Source organism: Rhodococcus huquni (assembly GCF_055231055.1).
The window spans coordinates 201,550-219,422 of sequence record NZ_JBUYWE010000004.1 but is presented as its reverse complement, the minus strand read 5'-3'; the positions used below and the strand labels follow the sequence as shown (position 1 = coordinate 219,422).

Here is a 17,873-nt window from a genome sequence, read left to right as displayed (position 1 = left end):
CTGTCGAGGAGTCAAAAGACATGGCCTTCTCCGTCCAGATGCCAGCTCTTGGTGAGAGCGTCACCGAGGGAACTGTCACTCGGTGGCTCAAGCAGGAAGGAGACACGGTCGAAGTCGACGAACCCCTGCTCGAAGTCTCCACGGACAAGGTGGACACCGAGATCCCGTCTCCCGCTGCCGGCGTGCTGAGCAAAATCGTCGCGCAGGAAGACGACACCGTCGACATCGGCGGTGAGCTCGCCGTGATCGGTGATGCCGGCGAGTCCCCCGAGCCGACCTCCGAACCGGAGCCCGCGAACGAGGCCCCCGCTGCCGAGGCCGCCCCTGCGCCCGCTGCAGAAGCCCCCGCCGAATCCGCCCCCGCACAGTCTTCGAGCTCTGCCGAATCTTCGGGTGCTGCCGAGGGCACGTCGGTGAAGATGCCGGAACTCGGCGAGTCCGTCACGGAGGGCACCGTCACCCGCTGGCTCAAGGCCGTGGGCGACGAAGTTGCGGTCGACGAGCCTCTTCTCGAAGTCTCCACCGACAAGGTCGATACGGAGATCCCGTCTCCCGTTGCCGGTGTACTCCTCGAAATCAGTGCGCAGGAAGACGACGTCGTCGATGTCGGCGGACAGCTCGCGGTCGTGGGATCGGGTTCACCGGCCCAGAAGTCGGCCCCTGCCCCCGCACCGGAACCGGCTGCCGCCGCACCTGCACCCGAACCCACTCCTGCCCCGGCGCCCGCGCCCACCCCCGAGCCGGCACCGAAGCAAGAGTCCGCACCGAAGCAGGAGTCCGCACCGGCTCCTCGGTCCGAGTCGGCGAAACCTGCCGGCGACGCCACGCCGTACGTCACCCCACTCGTCCGCAAGCTCGCGGCCGAGAACAACGTCGATCTCGGGAGCCTCACCGGCACCGGAGTCGGCGGACGCATCCGCAAGCAGGATGTCCTCGCCGCAGCAGACGCCCAGAAGGCGCCTGCGGCATCGGCGCCGCAGGCATCCGCTCCTGCGGCCGCAACGGGCCCGGCTGCCGGTGTCCGCCCGGAACTGGCCCACCTGCGTGGAACCACGCAGAAGGCCAATCGGATCCGCCAGATCACGGCGACCAAGACCCGCGAGTCGCTGCAGACGACGGCACAGCTCACGCAGACGTTCGAGGTCGACGTGACCAAGATCGCCGCACTGCGAGCTCAGGCGAAGGACACGTTCCTCGAGCGTGAGGGCGTCAAGCTGACGTTCCTCCCGTTCTTTGCCAAGGCAGTGGTCGAGGCGCTCAAGTCGCACCCCAACGTCAACGCCAGCTACGACGAGGACGCCAAGCAGATCACCTACTACGACGCCGAGCACCTGGGTATCGCAGTGGACACCGAGCAGGGCCTACTCTCACCGGTCATCCACAATGCCGGCAACCTCTCGCTGGCCGGCCTCGCGCGTGCCATCGCAGATATCGCCAAGCGCGCGCGTTCGGGCGGACTCAAGCCCGACGAACTGTCCGGCGGCACCTTCACGATCACCAACATCGGTAGCCAGGGCGCTCTCTTCGACACCCCGATCCTGGTTCCGCCGCAGGCGGCGATGCTGGGTACCGGCGCCATCGTCAAGCGTCCTGTCGTGGTCACCGACGAGGCCGGAAGCGAGTCGATCGGCGTCCGGTCGATGTGCTACCTGCCTCTGACGTACGACCATCGCCTCGTTGACGGCGCGGACGCCGGCCGTTTCCTGACGACGGTCAAGCAGCGTCTCGAGGAAGCGTCGTTCGAAGCGGATCTGGGCCTGTAGCAATAAGCTGAACCCACCGGAGGCGCCATTCCATGCCGGGATGGCGCCTCCGGTGTTTCGCGAGGAGGTCTACATGCGAGTCGTCGTGGCCGGGTCCTCCGGCCTGATCGGTACTGCCCTCGTGTCCTCGCTTCGATCCGACGGTCACGATGTCGTCCGCTTGGTCCGCCGCCCGACGGCCGGACCGGACGAGGCCAGGTGGGATCCGGAACGTGGTCAGGTGCCGGTCGCAGCGATCCGGGGCGCAGACGCGGTCGTGAACCTGTGCGGCGTCGGGATCGGTGACACCCGCTGGTCCGGTGCCTATAAGCAATTGATCCGGGACAGTCGAATCATCTCCACCGATGTCCTCGCCACGGCTGTGGCCGACGCCGGTGTACCGGTGTTCGCAAGCGCATCAGCGGTCGGATACTACGGCGACTGTGGTGCGCACGTCGTCACCGAATCCGCGACCGTCGGTACCGACTTCCTGTCCACGACCTGTCAAGACTGGGAACGTGCAACCACCACTGCGACCGACGCCGGAACTCGAACCGTGCTCTTGCGCAGCGGAGTCGTCCTGTCGCCGCGCGGCGGCGCCCTCGGCCGGCTACGCGGACTCTTCTCCCTCGGCCTGGGCGGCCGTCTCGGCGACGGCCGGCAGTACTTTCCATGGATAGCGCTCGAAGACGAAGTGGACGCGGTCAAGTTCGTGCTCACCCACGACGAGATCCGTGGTCCGGTCAATCTCACCGGGCCCGCACCGGTCACAAACGCAGAGTTCACCTCGGCGCTCGCGCGCGCTCTACACCGTCCGGCCCCTTGGGTGGTTCCCGGTTTCGCACTGTCGGCCGCAGTCGGCGAGTTCGCGCGCATCGGACTCTTGGCGGGACAACGCGCAATCCCGAATGCGTTGGAGGGTGCCGGGTTCGCGTTTCGGCGCAACACCATCGGAGAGGCCCTGGGAGCAGTGCTCGCAAGTTGATCGGGAGCGGTGCTCGCAAGTTGATCGGTAGCAGTGCTCGCAAGTTGATCGGGTCCGCGTAATCTCGACGTCATGGCTGGCACCTATCCGACATCGGCGCGTCTGTCCTCGACTCCCATGCGAATCGAACACCTCGGGCTGACGGACTACGTCGAGGCCTGGGACAAGCAGCGGTCCCTCGCGCAGGATCGGGCAGACGGCGCCACCGACCACGACACGATGCTCCTGCTCGAGCACCCGGCGGTCTACACCGCCGGCCGGCGGACAGCGCCCGAGGATCGTCCCTCCGACGGAACGCCGGTCATCGACGTCGACCGCGGCGGCAAGATCACGTGGCACGGTCCCGGTCAGCTGGTCGGCTATCCGATCGTCAGGCTTGCGGAGCCGGTGGACGTCGTGCGCTACGTGCGTCGCATAGAGCAGGCCTTGATCAGCGTGTGCGAGAGCTACGGCCTCGCGTGCGGCCGAGTGGACGGCCGATCCGGCGTCTGGCTTCCGGCGGTTCTGCGTAACGGCGCGTGGTTGCCCGAACGGAAGGTCGCCGCAATCGGGGTGCGTGTCCAGCGAGGTGTCGCGCTGCATGGCTTCGCCCTCAACTGCAACTCCGACATCGGCGCCTTCGACACCATCGTCCCGTGCGGTATCACCGATGCGGGGGTCACCTCGCTGTCTGCCGAGCTGGGGCGAGACGTCACCGTCGACGAGGTCGTCGACGCCGTCACCTCAGCTGTCGCAGACGCTCTCGACGGCGTCCTCGAGGTGACCGACCACGACATCGAGAGAGTTGTCCCACACGTGTCCGACGCGCCTTCGCAGCAGCCGACTTTCACTACTGTCCAGTACAGCTGACCAGGCGTGCCCGCCCCCTGAGCGGGCGACTCCCAGGCGTACGATCGGACGCGTGACTGTCACACCCGACAACCCCGCTGCCAGTGCGCCCGCCGCTCCGGAAGGGCGCAAACTTCTCCGCCTCGAGATCCGAAATGCGGAGACCCCGATCGAACGTAAGCCCAACTGGATCAAAACTCGCGCCAAGATGGGCCCCGAATACACCGAACTCAAAGGTCTGGTGAAGCGCGAAGGTCTGCACACCGTCTGCGAAGAGGCGGGCTGCCCCAACATTTACGAATGCTGGGAAGACCGTGAGGCCACATTCCTCATCGGCGGCGAGCAGTGCACCCGGCGATGCGACTTCTGCCAGATCGACACCGGAAAGCCCGCCGAACTCGACCGCGACGAACCGCGCCGAGTCGCCGAGAGCGTCCAGGCGATGGGCCTGCGCTACTCCACCATCACCGGCGTCGCTCGTGACGACCAGCCGGACGGCGGTGCCTGGCTGTATGCGGAGACGGTACGCAAAATCCACGAGCTCAACCCCGGTACCGGAGTCGAAAACCTGATCCCCGACTTCAACGGCGTACCCGAGTTGCTCGAAGAAGTGTTCTCGTCGCGCCCCGAGGTCCTTGCGCACAATGTAGAGACGGTTCCGAGGATCTTCAAACGGATCCGGCCGGCCTTCCGGTACCAGCGTTCGCTCGACGTGATCACCGCTGCGCGCGACTACGGCCTCGTCACGAAGTCCAACCTCATTCTCGGCATGGGCGAGACGCCGGAAGAGGTCAACGAGGCGATGCACGACCTGCACGAGGCCGGTTGCGACATTCTCACCATCACTCAGTACCTCCGTCCGTCACCACGGCACCACCCCGTCGAGCGTTGGGTGAAGCCGGAGGAGTTCGTCGAGCACTCCAAGGCCGCAGAAGAAATGGGGTTCGCCGGAGTAATGGCCGGTCCGCTGGTGCGGTCGTCCTATCGAGCCGGTCGGCTGTACGCCCAGGCGATGGCACGACACGGTCGCGAACTGCCTCCCGGACAAGAACATCTGACGGAAGGCGGCGACGCGTCGCAGGAAGCGGGCTCCCTACTCGCCCGTCTCGCACGCTGATCCACCACCCTCGTCGATGCGCTCGCCGGAGTGGTCGTAAGTTCACCACCCCGGCGACGTATCCTTGGAGACATGGCGAACGGCAGTAAGAGCAGCAAGGCGGGCAAACCCAGCAAGGAAGCGAAGGCGGCCGCGAAGGCTACCCGCAAGCAGGCGTCCAAGGAGCGCAGAACACAGCTCTGGCAGGCGTTCCAGATGCAGCGCAAGGACGACAAGCTGCTGCTGCCGCTGATGATCGGCACTCTGGTCGGCCTGGCGGTTCTCTTCTTCCTCGTCGGCCTCATCTGGGGAATCCAATGGTTCCTCCTCCCCATCGGCATCGTGCTCGGCATCCTCGGTGCGTTCATCATCTTCGGCCGCCGGGTTCAGAAGACCGTGTACGGCAAAGCGGAGGGGCAGGCCGGAGCAGCTGCCTGGGCACTCGACAACATGCAGGGCGCGTGGCGCGTGAACAGTGCGGTCGCCGGCACCACCCAGCTGGATGCGGTGCATCGCGTGATCGGTCGACCGGGCATCATCCTGGTGGCCGAGGGTTCACCTCAACGAGTCAAGGCGCTTCTCGCTCAGGAGAAGAAGAAGACTTCTCGCCTCGTCGGCGACACCCCCATCTACGACCTCGTCGTCGGCAACGACGAAGGCCAGGTTCCGTTGTCCAAGCTGCAGCGTCACCTGAACAAGTTGCCCAAGAACATCGACACCAAGCGCATGGACGCCATCGAGGGCCGGCTCGCCGCACTCAGCAACCGCGGCGGCGGCGCGGCTCTCCCGAAGGGTCCGATGCCGGGAGGCGCGAAGATGAAGGGCGTGCAGCGCACCATCCGCCGCCGCTGATTCCCCTCCCCTTCAACGACGAATGTCACACAGGTTCAGCTCACGCAAACCGGTGTGACATTGGTCGTTGATGGGGAACAGGTCAGCGGGTACGGATCAGGGCCGTCCCCGTCGCGCGGTCCTGCATACCGCGACTGTCGACGTCCGTGATGATTCCCGGGACGACGAACACGAGCAGAGCTTGGCGCCCGAGCGCCCTGCGCACCCCGACGCGGTGCGGTCCGTCGATCCGAGCCACCTGAACACCCAGGCAGAACTGCCCCGGCGTGAACGAGAAGATGCTGACGGTGACGACACCGACGACGAACCACACCATCAGGGTGATCGTGCCGATCGCGCCTTGCAGGGCGCCCTCTCCGATGAACAGGGCCGCGACACCCGCCGACGACAGCCAGTCGATCATCAGTGCCGCCACGCGCCGACCGGTACCGGACAGCGATCCGGGGCCCTCTGCGGGCAATCCGAGCCGCTCACCCTTGAAGTTCTGCGGCGTCTTTCCGTCGGTTCCCTCGGGCAGAGCTGCCGAGGGTCCGGAGAGCCAAGAACCCGTAATCCGTGCCATGCCGTCCAGGATAGGCGTCGAAGTCGCTGATCCAGCCCACGGGACCTCACCTAGGCCGATTAGTATGTGTGAGCGGTCACAGACCGAGCAATATGCCCAGAATGTTGCCACGTGTAACACGGGCGAAACAAAAGGTTGACCAGCGGGCAACACCAGGTCCATAGCGTCTGGCTCGACGAATTCGCCAATACCCACTTGGCTGAAGCGACTTAAGGAGCACAAGCGTGGCTTTCACCACGGCCGAAGAGGTCATCAAGTTCATCAAGGACGAAAACGTCGAGTACGTCGACATCCGGTTCAGCGATCTGCCCGGCGTCCAGCAGCACTTCTCGATCCCGGCCTTCGCGTTCAACCAGGACGTCTTCGAGGACGGCCTCGCGTTCGACGGCTCCTCCGTTCGCGGCTTCCAGTCGATTCACGAGTCGGACATGATGTTGCTTCCCGACGTCACCACCGCGCAGATCGACCCGTTCCGTGCCGCCAAGACGCTGAACATCAACTTCTTCGTCCACGACCCGTTCACTCGCGAGTCCTACAGCCGCGACCCGCGCAACGTCGCTCGTAAGGCCGAGGAGTACTTGAAGTCGACCGGCATCGCCGACACCGCCTTCTTCGGTGCCGAGGCCGAGTTCTACATCTTCGACTCCGTCGCATACGACTCGAGCATGAACGGTGCGTTCTACAAGCTCGACGCAGTGTCCGGCGCCTGGAACACCGGCAACGAGCGCAACGCCGACGGCAGCCCCAACCTCGGCTACAAGGTTCGCGCCAAGGGTGGTTACTTCCCCGTCGCGCCCTACGACCACTACGTCGACCTGCGCGACGAGATCTCCACCAACCTGTCCAACGCGGGCTTCGAGCTCGAGCGCGGCCACCACGAGGTCGGTACCGGCGGGCAGCAGGAGATCAACTACAAGTTCAACACCCTGCTTGCCGCCGCAGACGACCTGCAGCTGTTCAAGTACATCGTGAAGAACACCTGCTGGAAGCACGGCAAGTCGGCCACCTTCATGCCGAAGCCGCTGTTCGGCGACAACGGCTCGGGCATGCACGTCCACCAGTCGCTGTGGAAGGACGGCAAGCCGCTGTTCCACGATGAGGCCGGCTACGCGGGCCTGTCCGACATGGCACGCCACTACATCGGCGGCATCCTGCACCACGCCCCGTCGCTGTTGGCCTTCACCAACCCGACGATCAACTCGTACCACCGCCTGGTGCCGGGCTACGAAGCCCCCATCAACTTGGTGTACAGCCAGCGCAACCGCTCCGCAGCCGTGCGTATCCCCATCACCGGCAACAACCCGAAGGCCAAGCGCCTCGAGTTCCGCGCTCCCGACTCCTCGGGTAACCCGTACCTGAACTTCGCGGCGCAGATGATGGCCGGCCTCGACGGCATCAAGAACAAGATCGAGCCGATGGCACCGGTCGACAAGGACCTGTACGAGCTACCGCCGGAGGAGGCCCGCAACATCCCGCAGGCCCCCACCCAGCTCTCGACCGTCATCGACCGTCTCGAGCAGGATCACGACTACCTCACCGAGGGTGGAGTCTTCACCTCCGACCTCATCGAGACCTGGATCTCGCTCAAGCGTGAACAGGAAATCGCTCCGGTCAACCTGCGACCGCACCCGTACGAGTTCGAGCTCTACTACGACGTGTGAGTCGGCACCGCGTGTGAGTCGACACAGCTGACATGAGTCCGGCCGATCCGCCGCCACCTCCGTGGCAGTGGGTCGGCCGGATTTCTGCGTTCATCTACCCGCTGTCCGCGGTACCGTATCCACATTCTTCGCCGCCACCTCGATCACGCAGGTCCCCACGTGCCGACTGATCCCCCACTCGATCTCGTCACCACCCTCCGAGAAGCGGGGTGCGTTTTCGCCGAGGAAGAGGCCGCCCTTCTCGTGGAGTCGGCCGAATCACCCGACGAACTTGCCGAACTCGTCAGGCGTCGCCTCTCCGGGACCCCTCTCGAACACGTTCTCGGATGGGCGGAATTCTGTGGACTACGAATTCCGGTGAGTGAGGGCGTGTTCGTGCCGCGTCGACGTACCGAGTTTCTCGTTCGGGTCGCGGCGGCGCACATGTCGGAGCAAACGACGGTCGTCGACATGTGTTGCGGATCCGGCGCCGTCGGAGTCGCACTGCTCGAACGCTTCCCGAAGGTGCGGCTGTATGCAGTGGACATCGACCCGGTGTGTATCCGCTGCGCCCGACCGACCGTCGAAGCCGCAGGCGGCACCGTCTACGAAGGTGATCTGTTCGATCCGCTTCCTGGCAATCTGTGCGGCCGGATAGATCTCGTGGTGGCCAATGCGCCGTACGTCCCCACCGACGAGATCGAGATGATGCCGGTGGAGGCTCGGCTGCACGAGCCGCATTCGGCCCTCGACGGCGGCCCCGACGGCCTCGACATCCAACGCCGCATCGTCGCCGAAGCATCGAAGTGGCTGGCGCCGGGTGGTCGTATCGTCGTCGAGACCAGTGCAAAGCAGAGTTCGGCGTCCGAAGCATTGTGTCGAAATGCTGGAATGGCAACCGAATCTGCCCACACGAGCGAATACGGCACCACCGTGATCGTGGCCCGCGCCAGTAATGATGACACGCCAGGTGATTTCAACTCTTGCAATTGCGCCCCGCACTGTGAAAGGTGAAACGCAACATCGGCACATGATTCATGAACCGCACGGGGTGAACCTTTGGTATTCAGCGACCTCTGGGAGTTCGCCTCCGCGCGACGACAACAGTTGCTCACCGATTCGTTTCTTCATGTCAGTGCCGTAATCCAATCGGTGGTTATCGCCACCATCGTTGCGGTCGCCATCGGAATTCTGGTGTATCGCAGTCCGATGGGTTCGTCCATCGCTACGGCACTGGCCAGCACGATTCTCACGGTTCCGTCATTCGCCCTTCTGGGACTACTCATCCCGATTCTCGGGCTCGGCGTCGCGCCGACGGTGACTGCTCTCGTGCTGTATGCCCTTCTACCGATTATTCGGAATACGATTCTCGGACTCGCCTCCGTCGATCCCGCGATCACCGATGCCGCCCGCGGAATCGGAATGGGGCGAGCTCTGGTCCTGAGCCGAATCGAAATTCCCCTGGCCTGGCCGTCGATTCTGGCCGGTATGCGGGTGTCCACGCAGATGTTGATGGGAATTTTGGCCATCGCCGCATATGCCAAGGGTCCGGGTCTCGGAAATCTCATCTTCTCCGGCTTGTCACGAGTCGGCAGCCCCACAGCCGTGTCGCAGGCGTTGACGGGAACCATCCTCATCGTCGTGCTCGCCTTGATCCTCGACGGGATCTACGTCCTCGTCGGCCGACTCACAACTCCCAGGGGAATTCGTGACTGAGACCCAACCCGCCGCCGAAGAGCGGATCGTATCCGGAGTCGATATCGTCCTCGAAGATGTCGTGAAGAGGTACCCCGGATCGAAAGCACCTGCTGTGGACAGGGTGTCGATGACCATTCCTGCCGGTGAGACGGTGGTCTTCGTCGGCCCGTCCGGCTGCGGGAAAACCACCACGATGCGCATGATCAATCGGCTCATCGAGCCGACCTCCGGGAAGATCACGATCGACGGCAAGGACGCGCTGTCCATCGACCCGGACAAGCTTCGTCGCGGTATCGGATACTCGATTCAGCAGGCCGGTCTGTTTCCACACCTGACGATCGCCAAGAACGTCGGAACCGTCCCCGGCCTCCTCGGGTGGGACAAGAAGCGCATCGCCGCGCGAACCGACGAGATGCTCGACCTCGTCGGACTCGATCCCGACACCTACCGCGACCGCTTTCCGCGCCAACTGTCCGGTGGCCAACAGCAACGCGTCGGGGTCGCCCGAGCACTCGCTGCCGATCCTCCCGTGCTCCTGATGGACGAACCGTTCGGCGCCGTGGACCCCATCACTCGCGGACTGCTTCAGGACGAATTGGTCCGCCTCCAGACCGAACTGGGCAAGACCATCGTGTTCGTGACCCACGACTTCAACGAGGCCGTCAAACTCGGCGACCGAATCGCAGTCCTCGGCAACCAGTCCCGCATTCTCCAGTACGACACCCCCGAGGCGATCCTCGCGAATCCTGCCAACGACACCGTGTCCGGATTCGTCGGCGCGGATGCCTCGCTCAAGCAGTTGACTCTCACCCGAGTCGGCGACGTCGATCTGGCGAGTTGCCCGACCGGAACCTTGGACGGCTCCGTCGAAGAACTACGGGCAGAGATGGCCACAAAGAGGGCCAAGTGGGGAATTGTCCTCGACGAGCGCAGCCGTCCTGCGAAATGGGTTTCGGCGGCGCATCTCGCGCATGCATCGTCGCTCCGCGGCGTGGGTGTCGAGGTGACCGACCTCGTATCCACCAAGTCCACGTTGCAGGACGCCCTCGAATCCCTTCTCGTGGACAGCAATGCCTCCGCCGTCGTCACCGGACGCCGGGGACAGTTCGAGGGCCTCATCACCATCGACACCCTGGTCTCCCATCTTGCTGCGATGCGCGCCGAGCACACCGACACCGACGACGTGGACTCCGACGAGACGTCCCCCGACTCGGCCGCCTCTACCGGTAGTCGGCCCATCGGGGGCGGTGACCCTTCATGACTTCGGCAGTCGCGAGCGCGGTGAAGCCGGAGCGTGCGCGCCTCTACGTTCAGCCGATCATCGTCGCGATTCTGGTGGTCGGCGTCCTGGCCTGGGCGTTCTCACGCGATCTCAGCGAGAGCCAGAAGGCGAGCATCAACGCCGCCAACATCGCCACCCTCACCTGGCAGCACGTGCTGCTCACTGTGGTGGTGGTCGCGCTCGTCGTCGTCATCGCGGTGCCGCTCGGCATCCTGCTGACCCGGCCCCGATTCAAACGCCTGGCACCGATATTCATCGGGATCGCGAACATCGGACAGGCCGCCCCCGCAATCGGTCTGCTGGTCCTTCTGTTCCTCGCGACCAACCGCACCGGCTTCTGGATCGGTGTTCTTCCGATCGCGTTCTACTCACTGCTCCCCGTGCTGCGCAACACCATGCTGGGCCTGCAGGAGGTGAACCCGGCACTCATCGATGCGGGACGGGGGCAGGGCATGTCGGCACGGCTCATCCTGCGTACCGTCGAACTGCCGCTTGCGATTCCGTATATTCTCGCCGGCCTACGCACGTCGCTCGTGCTCGCGGTGGGTACCGCCACACTCAGTTTCCTCGTCAGCGCAGGTGGTCTCGGTATTCTCATCGATACCGGCTACAAACTGCGCGACAACGTCACCCTCGTGGTGGGCGCCGTCCTTGCCGTCGCGCTGGCATTGCTCGTCGACTGGCTGGGCGCACTGGCAGAAGAGTTCCTCGGTCCGAAGGGATTGCGATGAAGTCGGGGCGCGTCATGAAGAAGGCGTTCCGCGTTCGCCTTGCCACTGCCGCCCTGGCTGCGGTCACCGCCGTGACTGCGGCCGGCTGCGGACTGGAATCCGGTGGCGCCATTCCACTCTCGGTGGAGCCGGGCAGCATCGAACCGGTGTCTTCGCTCGAGGGTGTGCAGGTGACCGTGGGTTCGAAGGAATTCACGGAGCAGGTCATCCTCGGATACATCATCGAGTTCGCGCTCAGTGCCGCAGGTGCAGAGGTTCGAGACCTCACCAACATCCAAGGGTCCAGCAGCACGCGCGACGCCCAACTCGACGGCCAGATCGACATCACCTACGAGTACACGGGCAACGGATGGATCAACTACCTCGGCAACGAGGAGCCCATCCCGGATCCGGCTGCCCAGTTCGAGGCTGTGCGTGATGCGGACCTGGCACAGAACGACATCGTCTGGGTCGACCCCGCGCCGATGAACAACACCTACGCGCTGGCGATGAGCAAGCAGACGGCCCAGGAAACGGGCATCACCACCCTGTCCCAGTACGCCGACCTCGTGAAGAACGACCCGGCCGCCGCGACCACGTGTGTGGAAACCGAATTCAACGTTCGGCAGGACGGATTCCCCGGCATGGCCGAGCGATACGAATTCGACCCGAATGCCGTCGACCGCCCGATCCTGCAGACCGGAATCATCTACCAGGCCACTGCCAACGGCTCGCCGTGCAAGTTCGGCGAGGTGTTCACCACGGATGGGCGCATCCCGGCTCTCGACCTCGTTCTCCTGGACGACGACCGATCGTTCTTCCCCAAGTACAACGCGGCAATCACGATGCACAAGGAGTTCGCCGACGCCCATCCGGAGGTGGCGGACATCATGGCTCCGGTTTCGGCGGCGTTGACCGACGAGGCGATCACCGAACTCAACCGCCAGGTCGACGTCGACGGTAAGGAACCCGCCGATGCCGCCCGCGACTGGATGGTGTCCGAAGGGTTCGTTTCCCTGCCCTGACCCGCCTCCCCCGCCCCGCGCACCCCGACCAATGTCACACCGGTTCGCGTGAGCTGAACGTGTGTGACATTGGTCAGGCGGGTGGTGGGAGAACCAGCCGCGCAATCAACCCGCGGTGGTCCGAACCTTCGATCGTGACGACATCCACCGAGCGAGCCGGGGCCGCACTGGTGGCGATGTGGTCGATGGCGATCATGGGCGGAATCGGTGACCTGTCCGCCGGATACGTGTTCTGCACACCGGCGCCGACCTGATCTGCCACGTCGCGATAGCGGCCCGACACCAAGTTTCGATACTTGACGTGATCTCGTGTCGAGTTGAAGTCGCCACTGACGACGACTGGGCCGGCATCGGCCGGCACCGCGTTCAAGATGTCGGAGATACGGTCCATCTCGGCCGCCCATGTGGAGACAGGAGTGGGCCACGGCGGTACCGGGTGAAGCGCGAAGACGGCGGCGCTCGTCGTGTCGGGCAGCGTGATTCGGGCCGAAAGGCCGGCGAGTAGAAACTCTTCGTAGTGCACCTCGTCCGACAGGGGGTATCGGCTCCAGATGCCCGTACCCGCTCCCCCGCTGTACGGCCGAGTGAAGGAATACGGGAGTTCGTCCGTGATACCGGCTGCCGTGAGACGGTCGATCGCCTCCGGAGTCAGTTCGTCGACCGTGATCACGTCGACCCGCTCCGACCCGATCTGGCGAACGAGTGCATCCGCATCGGCGTTTCCGAGCCAGATGTTCGCCTGCATCACCGTGAGTTCGTTACCGTCCGTGCCTGGCTCGCCGTCCGGAATGTACAGCGGGGCCTGTCCCCACACCGCCACCGCCGACACCATCAGCGACACGGCGAAGCCGATCCAGTGGCGAGTGAACCCCAGCAGGACGACGCCGAGAGCACCGATCGCCATCAGATACGGCGCCGCCGACACCATCATGATCAGTCGCTGGTTGTGCAGGTCGAGCGTTCGCAGAACGACACCGAACGCGCCGACGAGCACAGCAAGCCACCCGGCGCCGATCAGCAGGCGCCGAATCCAGCGGGAGATCACTCTCCGAAGACTCTCTCCACGACCGCTTTCGCTCGCCTCGTGATTCGGAGATAGTTGTCGAGGAACTCCCCCGCATCGTCGTTCCCCCAACCGGCGACCTGTGCGACGGCAGACAGCACCCGTCCCGTCCCGGGCAGTTGATCGGTCGGCTTCCCACGGACGAGAACCAAGGAGTTTCGTGCCTTCGTCGCCGTGATCCACGCATCGCGCAACAATTCGACGTCGGCCTCACCGAGGAGTTCGGCCGCACCGATCGCGTCCAAGGTCTCGAGCGTGGACGTGTTGTGCAGGGACATCAGCTCGTCCGCGTATCGCAGCTGCAACAACTGCACGGTCCACTCGATGTCCGCCAGACCGCCTCGACCCAGTTTGGTGTGAGTGGCGGGATCGGCGCCGCGCGGCAGACGCTCGGAGTCGATGCGCGCCTTGATCCGCCGAATCTCACGGACGGACTGGTCGGACACGCCACCTTCGGGGTATCGAGTCTTGTCGATCATGTGCAGGAACCGCAGACCCAAGTCCGGGTCTCCCGCTATGTGGTGCGCCCGCAACAGGGCTTGCACCTCCCACGCCTGCGCCCACTGGTCGTAGTACGCAGCGTAGGACGCGATCGTTCGCACCACGGGCCCGTTTCGACCTTCCGGACGCAATCCGGTGTCGACTTCGAGCGGCGGATCCGTGCTCGGCGCACCCAGCAGGGTTCGTACCTGGTCGGCAATGCTGTTGGCCCACTTGACCGCGACGGACTCTTCCACGCCCTCCACCGGATCGCACACGAACAGGACGTCCGCGTCGGAGCCGTAGCCGAGCTCACCGCCACCGAGACGGCCCATGCCGATCACCGTGAAGTCTGCGGGTGCGGGCGCGCCTCGTTTGGCCACACTCGCTTTGATCACAGCGGTCAATGCCGCGTTGAGCACGGCGGCCCAGACCGAAGACAGCGCCTTGCACACCTGCGGGACGTCCAACATCCCCAGGATGTCCGCGGAGGCGACTCGCGCGAGTTCGTAGCGACGAAGCGACCGTGCCGCGTTGATCGCCCGTGTCGGGTCGTCGTAACGTGCCGACGCAGTGAGGATTCCGCGGGCGACGTCCTCCGGCTTCGATTCCAACAGTCTCGGCCCGCTCGGTGCGTCCGCGAAGAGCCGAACGACGTCGGGCGCCTTCACGAGAAGGTCCGGAACGTAGGCGGACGATCCCAGAACCGTCATCAAGCGTTCCGCCACCGACGCCTCGTCACGGAGTAGACGCAGGAACCAGGTCTGGTCGACCATCGCATCCGACAGACGTCGGTACGCGAGGAGACCGGCATCGGGATCCGGTGTGTCCGCGAGACATTCGAGCAGTGTGGGGAGCAACAGCGCCTGGATGCGCCCCTTGCGTGACGCACCTCCGGTCAGCGCCGTCAGGTGTCCGAGCGCATTCTGCGGCGCCGTGTATCCCAGAGCGGCGAGCTGACGCGTAGCGCCGTCCGGCGACAACCGAAGCGCATCCTTGTCCGTGCGCGCGACCGATTCGAGCAACGGACGGTAGAAGAGCTTGGCATGCAGGCGTCGCACCCGATGCGAGTTGCGCCGAATCTCCGCGTTCAGGACCCCGAGGGCATCCTTCGTTCCGTCCGGACGCATGTGCGCGGCACGTGCCAGCCACCGCAAGGCCTCTTCGTCGTCCGCCGGCGGCAGCGTGTGAGTGCGCTTGAGCTTCTGCAACTGCAGTCGATGCTCGAGCAGACGCAGGAACTCGTACGACGCAGTGAGATTCGCCGCATCGTCACGACCGACGTAACCAGCGGCCGCAAGCGCACTCAACGCGTCGACCGTGCTCTGCACGTGCAGAGAGTCGTCTGCGCGGCCGTGGACGAGCTGCAACAGCTGCACTGCGAACTCGACGTCACGCAAGCTTCCTCGGCCGAGCTTGAGCTCACGCTCGCGCAGTTCCGCGGGAACCATTTCCTCAACCCGGCGGCGCATGGCCTGAACCTCGGGTACGAAGTTCTCGCGCTCGGAGGCGATCCACACCATCGGGCTCAGCGCATCGGAGTACTGCTTGCCGAGCACCAGGTCCCCGGTCATGGGGCGCGCCTTCAGCAGCGCCTGGAATTCCCAGGTCTTTGCCCAGCGCTTGTAGTACGCGACGTGCGATTCGAGGGTGCGAACCAGTTCACCGCGTTTACCTTCCGGCCGTAGAGCTGCGTCCACGTCGAAAAACGCAGAGGAACCGATACGCATCATCTCGCCGGCGAGACGACTCGCTACGGCGTCGGCGGGCTCCGCGACGAACACGACGTCGACGTCGCTCACGTAGTTGAGTTCACGAGCACCGCATTTGCCCATGGCGATCACCGCCAGTCGGACCGGGCACGGCTCGTCCGGGCACACGGTCGCGACGGCAACAGCCAAGGCCGCGGTGAGCGCCGCATCGGCGAGGTCGGACAGCTGGTGTCCGACAGCTTGATACGGGAGCACCGGCTCGTTCTCGACGGTGGCCGCGAGGTCGACGGCCGCCAGCAACATCAGCTGGTCGCGGTAGGACTTTCGCAGCGCGGCAACCGCATCCGGGCCGGTGACAGCGGCCCGGTACATCAGGACGTCCGGCCCGGAACCCGGCTCCGCAGTTGCCTCGACCGATTCGAGAAGCCGGTCCGTCGCCTCCTGCCTCGACGGCAGGTCGACGTCACCGGCCAGGATCCGCCAGGAGGAAGGCTCGGCAACGAGGTGGTCGCCGAACGCGCTCGACGCGCCGAGAAGCCCGAAAAGGCGGCCACGTAGGCCCTTGTCGGTGTCGAGTGCGTGGTCGAGTTCGCGCCACTCGTCGCCGAGACCCTCCTTCAGGCGAACGAGAGTGCGCAGCGCCAGATCGGCGTTCGCGGCGCGCGACAACGACCACAACACCTCGACCTTGGACACATCGACCCAGCCGAGTTCACGCAACTCGTCGGGTGCGGTCGGCTCGACGAGACCGAGACGACCCGGACCTGGGATGGCAGACCGTGCTGCAGGTGGCTTCACCGCGCGTCCACTCACAACCCGAGGTAGGTCTCGAGCTCGAACGGCGTCACTCTGGCGCGGTAGTCCTCCCACTCGCGACGCTTGTTACGCAGGAAGAAGTCGAACACGTGCTCCCCCAACGCCTCCGCGACGAGCTCGGACTTCTCCATCTCACGCAGTGCCGTGTCCAGATTGCCGGGCAATTCCTTGTAGCCCATGGCGCGGCGCTCGGCGGAGGTCAACGACCAGACGTCGTCCTCGGCTTCCGGTGGCAGCTCGTAGCCCTGCTCCACACCGCGAAGCCCTGCTGCGAGCAGCACCGCGAACGTCAGATACGGGTTGCACGCGGAGTCCGGGCTGCGAATCTCGACACGACGCGAGGATGCCTTGTTCGGCGTGTACATCGGAACGCGCACCAGCGCGGAGCGGTTGGACGGACCCCACGACGCTGCGGTCGGGGCCTCCCCGCCGTGCACCAGACGCTTGTAGGAGTTGACCCACTGGTTGGTGACCGCGCTGATCTCGTTCGCGTGCTCGAGGATGCCGGCGATGAACGCCTTGCCGGTGTCCGACAACTGCATCGGATCGTCCGGATTGTGGAAGGCGTTCGTGTCACCTTCGAAGAGGCTCATGTGCGTGTGCATCGCCGAGCCGGCCTCGTTGCTGAACGGCTTCGGCATGAACGTGGCCCGCACGCCTTCGGAGATGGCGACCTCCTTGACGACGTAGCGGAACGTCATCACGTTGTCGGCCATCGAGAGGGCGTCCGCGTAGCGCAGATCGATCTCCTGCTGACCCGGAGCGGCCTCGTGGTGACTGAACTCCACAGAGATGCCCATCGACTCCAGCGCGTCGATCGCGTGGCGACGGAAGTTGGGGGCCGAGTCGTGGACGGCCTGGTCGAAGTATCCGCCGGAGTCCGCGGGGATCGGCGGTGTGCCGTCCATCGGACCGTTCTCGAGCAGGAAGAACTCGATCTCGGGGTGAACGTAGCAACTGAAGCCGAGGTCACTGGCCTTGTTCAGTTGACGACGCAGCACGTGCCTGGAGTCGGCCCAGGACGGCGAACCGTCCGGCATCGCGATGTCACAGAACATGCGCGCGGAATGCTGGTGTCCCTTGCTCGAACTCCACGGGAGAACCTGGAACGTGGACGCATCGGGCTTGGCGACGGTGTCCGCCTCGGAGACGCGCGAGAACCCCTCGATGGCAGAGCCGTCGAAGCCGATCCCTTCTTCGAACGCGCCTTCCAGTTCCGCCGGCGCGATAGCGACGGATTTCAGGTACCCGAGCACGTCCGTGAACCACAATCGGACGAACCGAATATCGCGCTCTTCCAGGGTGCGAAGCACGAACTCCTTTTGGCGATCCATGTCCGCGAGACTAAGCAAAGTTCGTTAAATCTGTGTTACTTCGCGCAA

Annotated in this window: 15 protein-coding genes; 11 read left to right on the top strand and 4 right to left on the bottom strand. The window is 64.8% G+C overall.

The features are described 5' to 3' along the window. The first annotated feature begins 20 nt into the window (after positions 1-20). The 5 genes from sucB to ACZI8R_RS10270 all read left to right on the top strand — a co-directional run bounded on the left by sucB (position 21) and on the right by ACZI8R_RS10270 (position 5,503). Positions 21-1,763, top strand: a complete 1,743-nt coding sequence (gene sucB, locus ACZI8R_RS10290) for a 2-oxoglutarate dehydrogenase, E2 component, dihydrolipoamide succinyltransferase (RefSeq protein ID WP_463379497.1) — start codon at positions 21-23, stop codon at positions 1,761-1,763. A gap of 73 nt (positions 1,764-1,836) precedes the next feature. Next, positions 1,837-2,727 carry a TIGR01777 family oxidoreductase gene (locus tag ACZI8R_RS10285; RefSeq protein WP_463379496.1) on the top strand — a complete coding sequence of 297 codons (891 nt, stop codon included), beginning with the start codon at positions 1,837-1,839 and terminating at the stop codon, positions 2,725-2,727. Between the two features lie 72 nt (positions 2,728-2,799). Next, complete coding sequence (gene lipB / locus ACZI8R_RS10280) at positions 2,800-3,576, top strand: lipoyl(octanoyl) transferase LipB (protein WP_463379495.1); 777 nt, start codon at positions 2,800-2,802, stop codon at positions 3,574-3,576. Between the two features lie 43 nt (positions 3,577-3,619). Beyond that, positions 3,620-4,672 (top strand): lipoyl synthase, encoded by a 1,053-nt coding sequence (gene lipA, locus ACZI8R_RS10275; protein ID WP_463379681.1) that lies wholly within the window; start codon positions 3,620-3,622, stop codon positions 4,670-4,672. A gap of 72 nt (positions 4,673-4,744) precedes the next feature. Beyond that, positions 4,745-5,503 (top strand): DUF4191 domain-containing protein, encoded by a 759-nt coding sequence (locus ACZI8R_RS10270; protein ID WP_463379494.1) that lies wholly within the window; start codon positions 4,745-4,747, stop codon positions 5,501-5,503. A gap of 82 nt (positions 5,504-5,585) precedes the next feature. Here the strand turns inward: ACZI8R_RS10270 and ACZI8R_RS10265 are convergent, their stop codons facing one another. Then, a complete protein-coding gene (locus ACZI8R_RS10265; RefSeq protein ID WP_463379493.1) occupies positions 5,586-6,065 on the bottom strand; it encodes an RDD family protein in 480 nt (159 codons plus the stop codon). A gap of 224 nt (positions 6,066-6,289) precedes the next feature. On the opposite strand from ACZI8R_RS10265, the gene glnA (ACZI8R_RS10260) reads away from it, so the two are divergent. The 6 genes from glnA (ACZI8R_RS10260) (at position 6,290) to ACZI8R_RS10235 (ending at position 12,420) form a co-directional block, all read left to right on the top strand. Further along, positions 6,290-7,726, top strand: coding sequence for a type I glutamate--ammonia ligase (glnA, locus tag ACZI8R_RS10260; protein WP_463379492.1), 1,437 nt, complete (start codon positions 6,290-6,292; stop codon positions 7,724-7,726). A gap of 159 nt (positions 7,727-7,885) precedes the next feature. Beyond that, positions 7,886-8,719, top strand: a complete 834-nt coding sequence (locus tag ACZI8R_RS10255) for a putative protein N(5)-glutamine methyltransferase (RefSeq protein WP_463379491.1) — start codon at positions 7,886-7,888, stop codon at positions 8,717-8,719. 45 nt (positions 8,720-8,764) lie between these two features. Beyond that, positions 8,765-9,421: an ABC transporter permease gene (locus ACZI8R_RS10250; protein WP_463379490.1), complete on the top strand. Its 657-nt coding sequence runs from the start codon at positions 8,765-8,767 to the stop codon at positions 9,419-9,421. Next, positions 9,414-10,664, top strand: coding sequence for an ABC transporter ATP-binding protein (locus ACZI8R_RS10245; RefSeq protein ID WP_463379489.1), 1,251 nt, complete (start codon positions 9,414-9,416; stop codon positions 10,662-10,664). The genes ACZI8R_RS10250 and ACZI8R_RS10245 overlap by 8 nt, the downstream gene beginning before the upstream one ends. After that, positions 10,661-11,416 (top strand): ABC transporter permease, encoded by a 756-nt coding sequence (locus tag ACZI8R_RS10240; RefSeq protein ID WP_463379488.1) that lies wholly within the window; start codon positions 10,661-10,663, stop codon positions 11,414-11,416. Before ACZI8R_RS10245 ends, ACZI8R_RS10240 begins: the two co-directional genes overlap by 4 nt. Positions 11,417-11,430: 14 nt before the next feature. After that, a complete protein-coding gene (locus ACZI8R_RS10235; RefSeq protein WP_463379680.1) occupies positions 11,431-12,420 on the top strand; it encodes a glycine betaine ABC transporter substrate-binding protein in 990 nt (329 codons plus the stop codon). A 73-nt stretch (positions 12,421-12,493) separates the two neighbouring features. Here ACZI8R_RS10235 and ACZI8R_RS10230 read toward each other — a convergent pair whose 3' ends face one another. The 3 genes from ACZI8R_RS10230 to glnA (ACZI8R_RS10220) are packed head-to-tail and all read right to left on the bottom strand — an operon-like array spanning position 12,494 to position 17,825. Next, positions 12,494-13,465 (bottom strand): endonuclease/exonuclease/phosphatase family protein, encoded by a 972-nt coding sequence (locus ACZI8R_RS10230; RefSeq protein WP_463379487.1) that lies wholly within the window; start codon positions 13,463-13,465, stop codon positions 12,494-12,496. Then, positions 13,462-16,488: a bifunctional [glutamine synthetase] adenylyltransferase/[glutamine synthetase]-adenylyl-L-tyrosine phosphorylase gene (locus ACZI8R_RS10225; RefSeq protein WP_463379486.1), complete on the bottom strand. Its 3,027-nt coding sequence runs from the start codon at positions 16,486-16,488 to the stop codon at positions 13,462-13,464. The genes ACZI8R_RS10230 and ACZI8R_RS10225 overlap by 4 nt, the downstream gene beginning before the upstream one ends. After that, complete coding sequence (glnA, locus tag ACZI8R_RS10220) at positions 16,485-17,825, bottom strand: type I glutamate--ammonia ligase (protein WP_463379485.1); 1,341 nt, start codon at positions 17,823-17,825, stop codon at positions 16,485-16,487. Before glnA (ACZI8R_RS10220) ends, ACZI8R_RS10225 begins: the two co-directional genes overlap by 4 nt. Between the last annotated feature and the right edge of the window lie 48 nt (positions 17,826-17,873).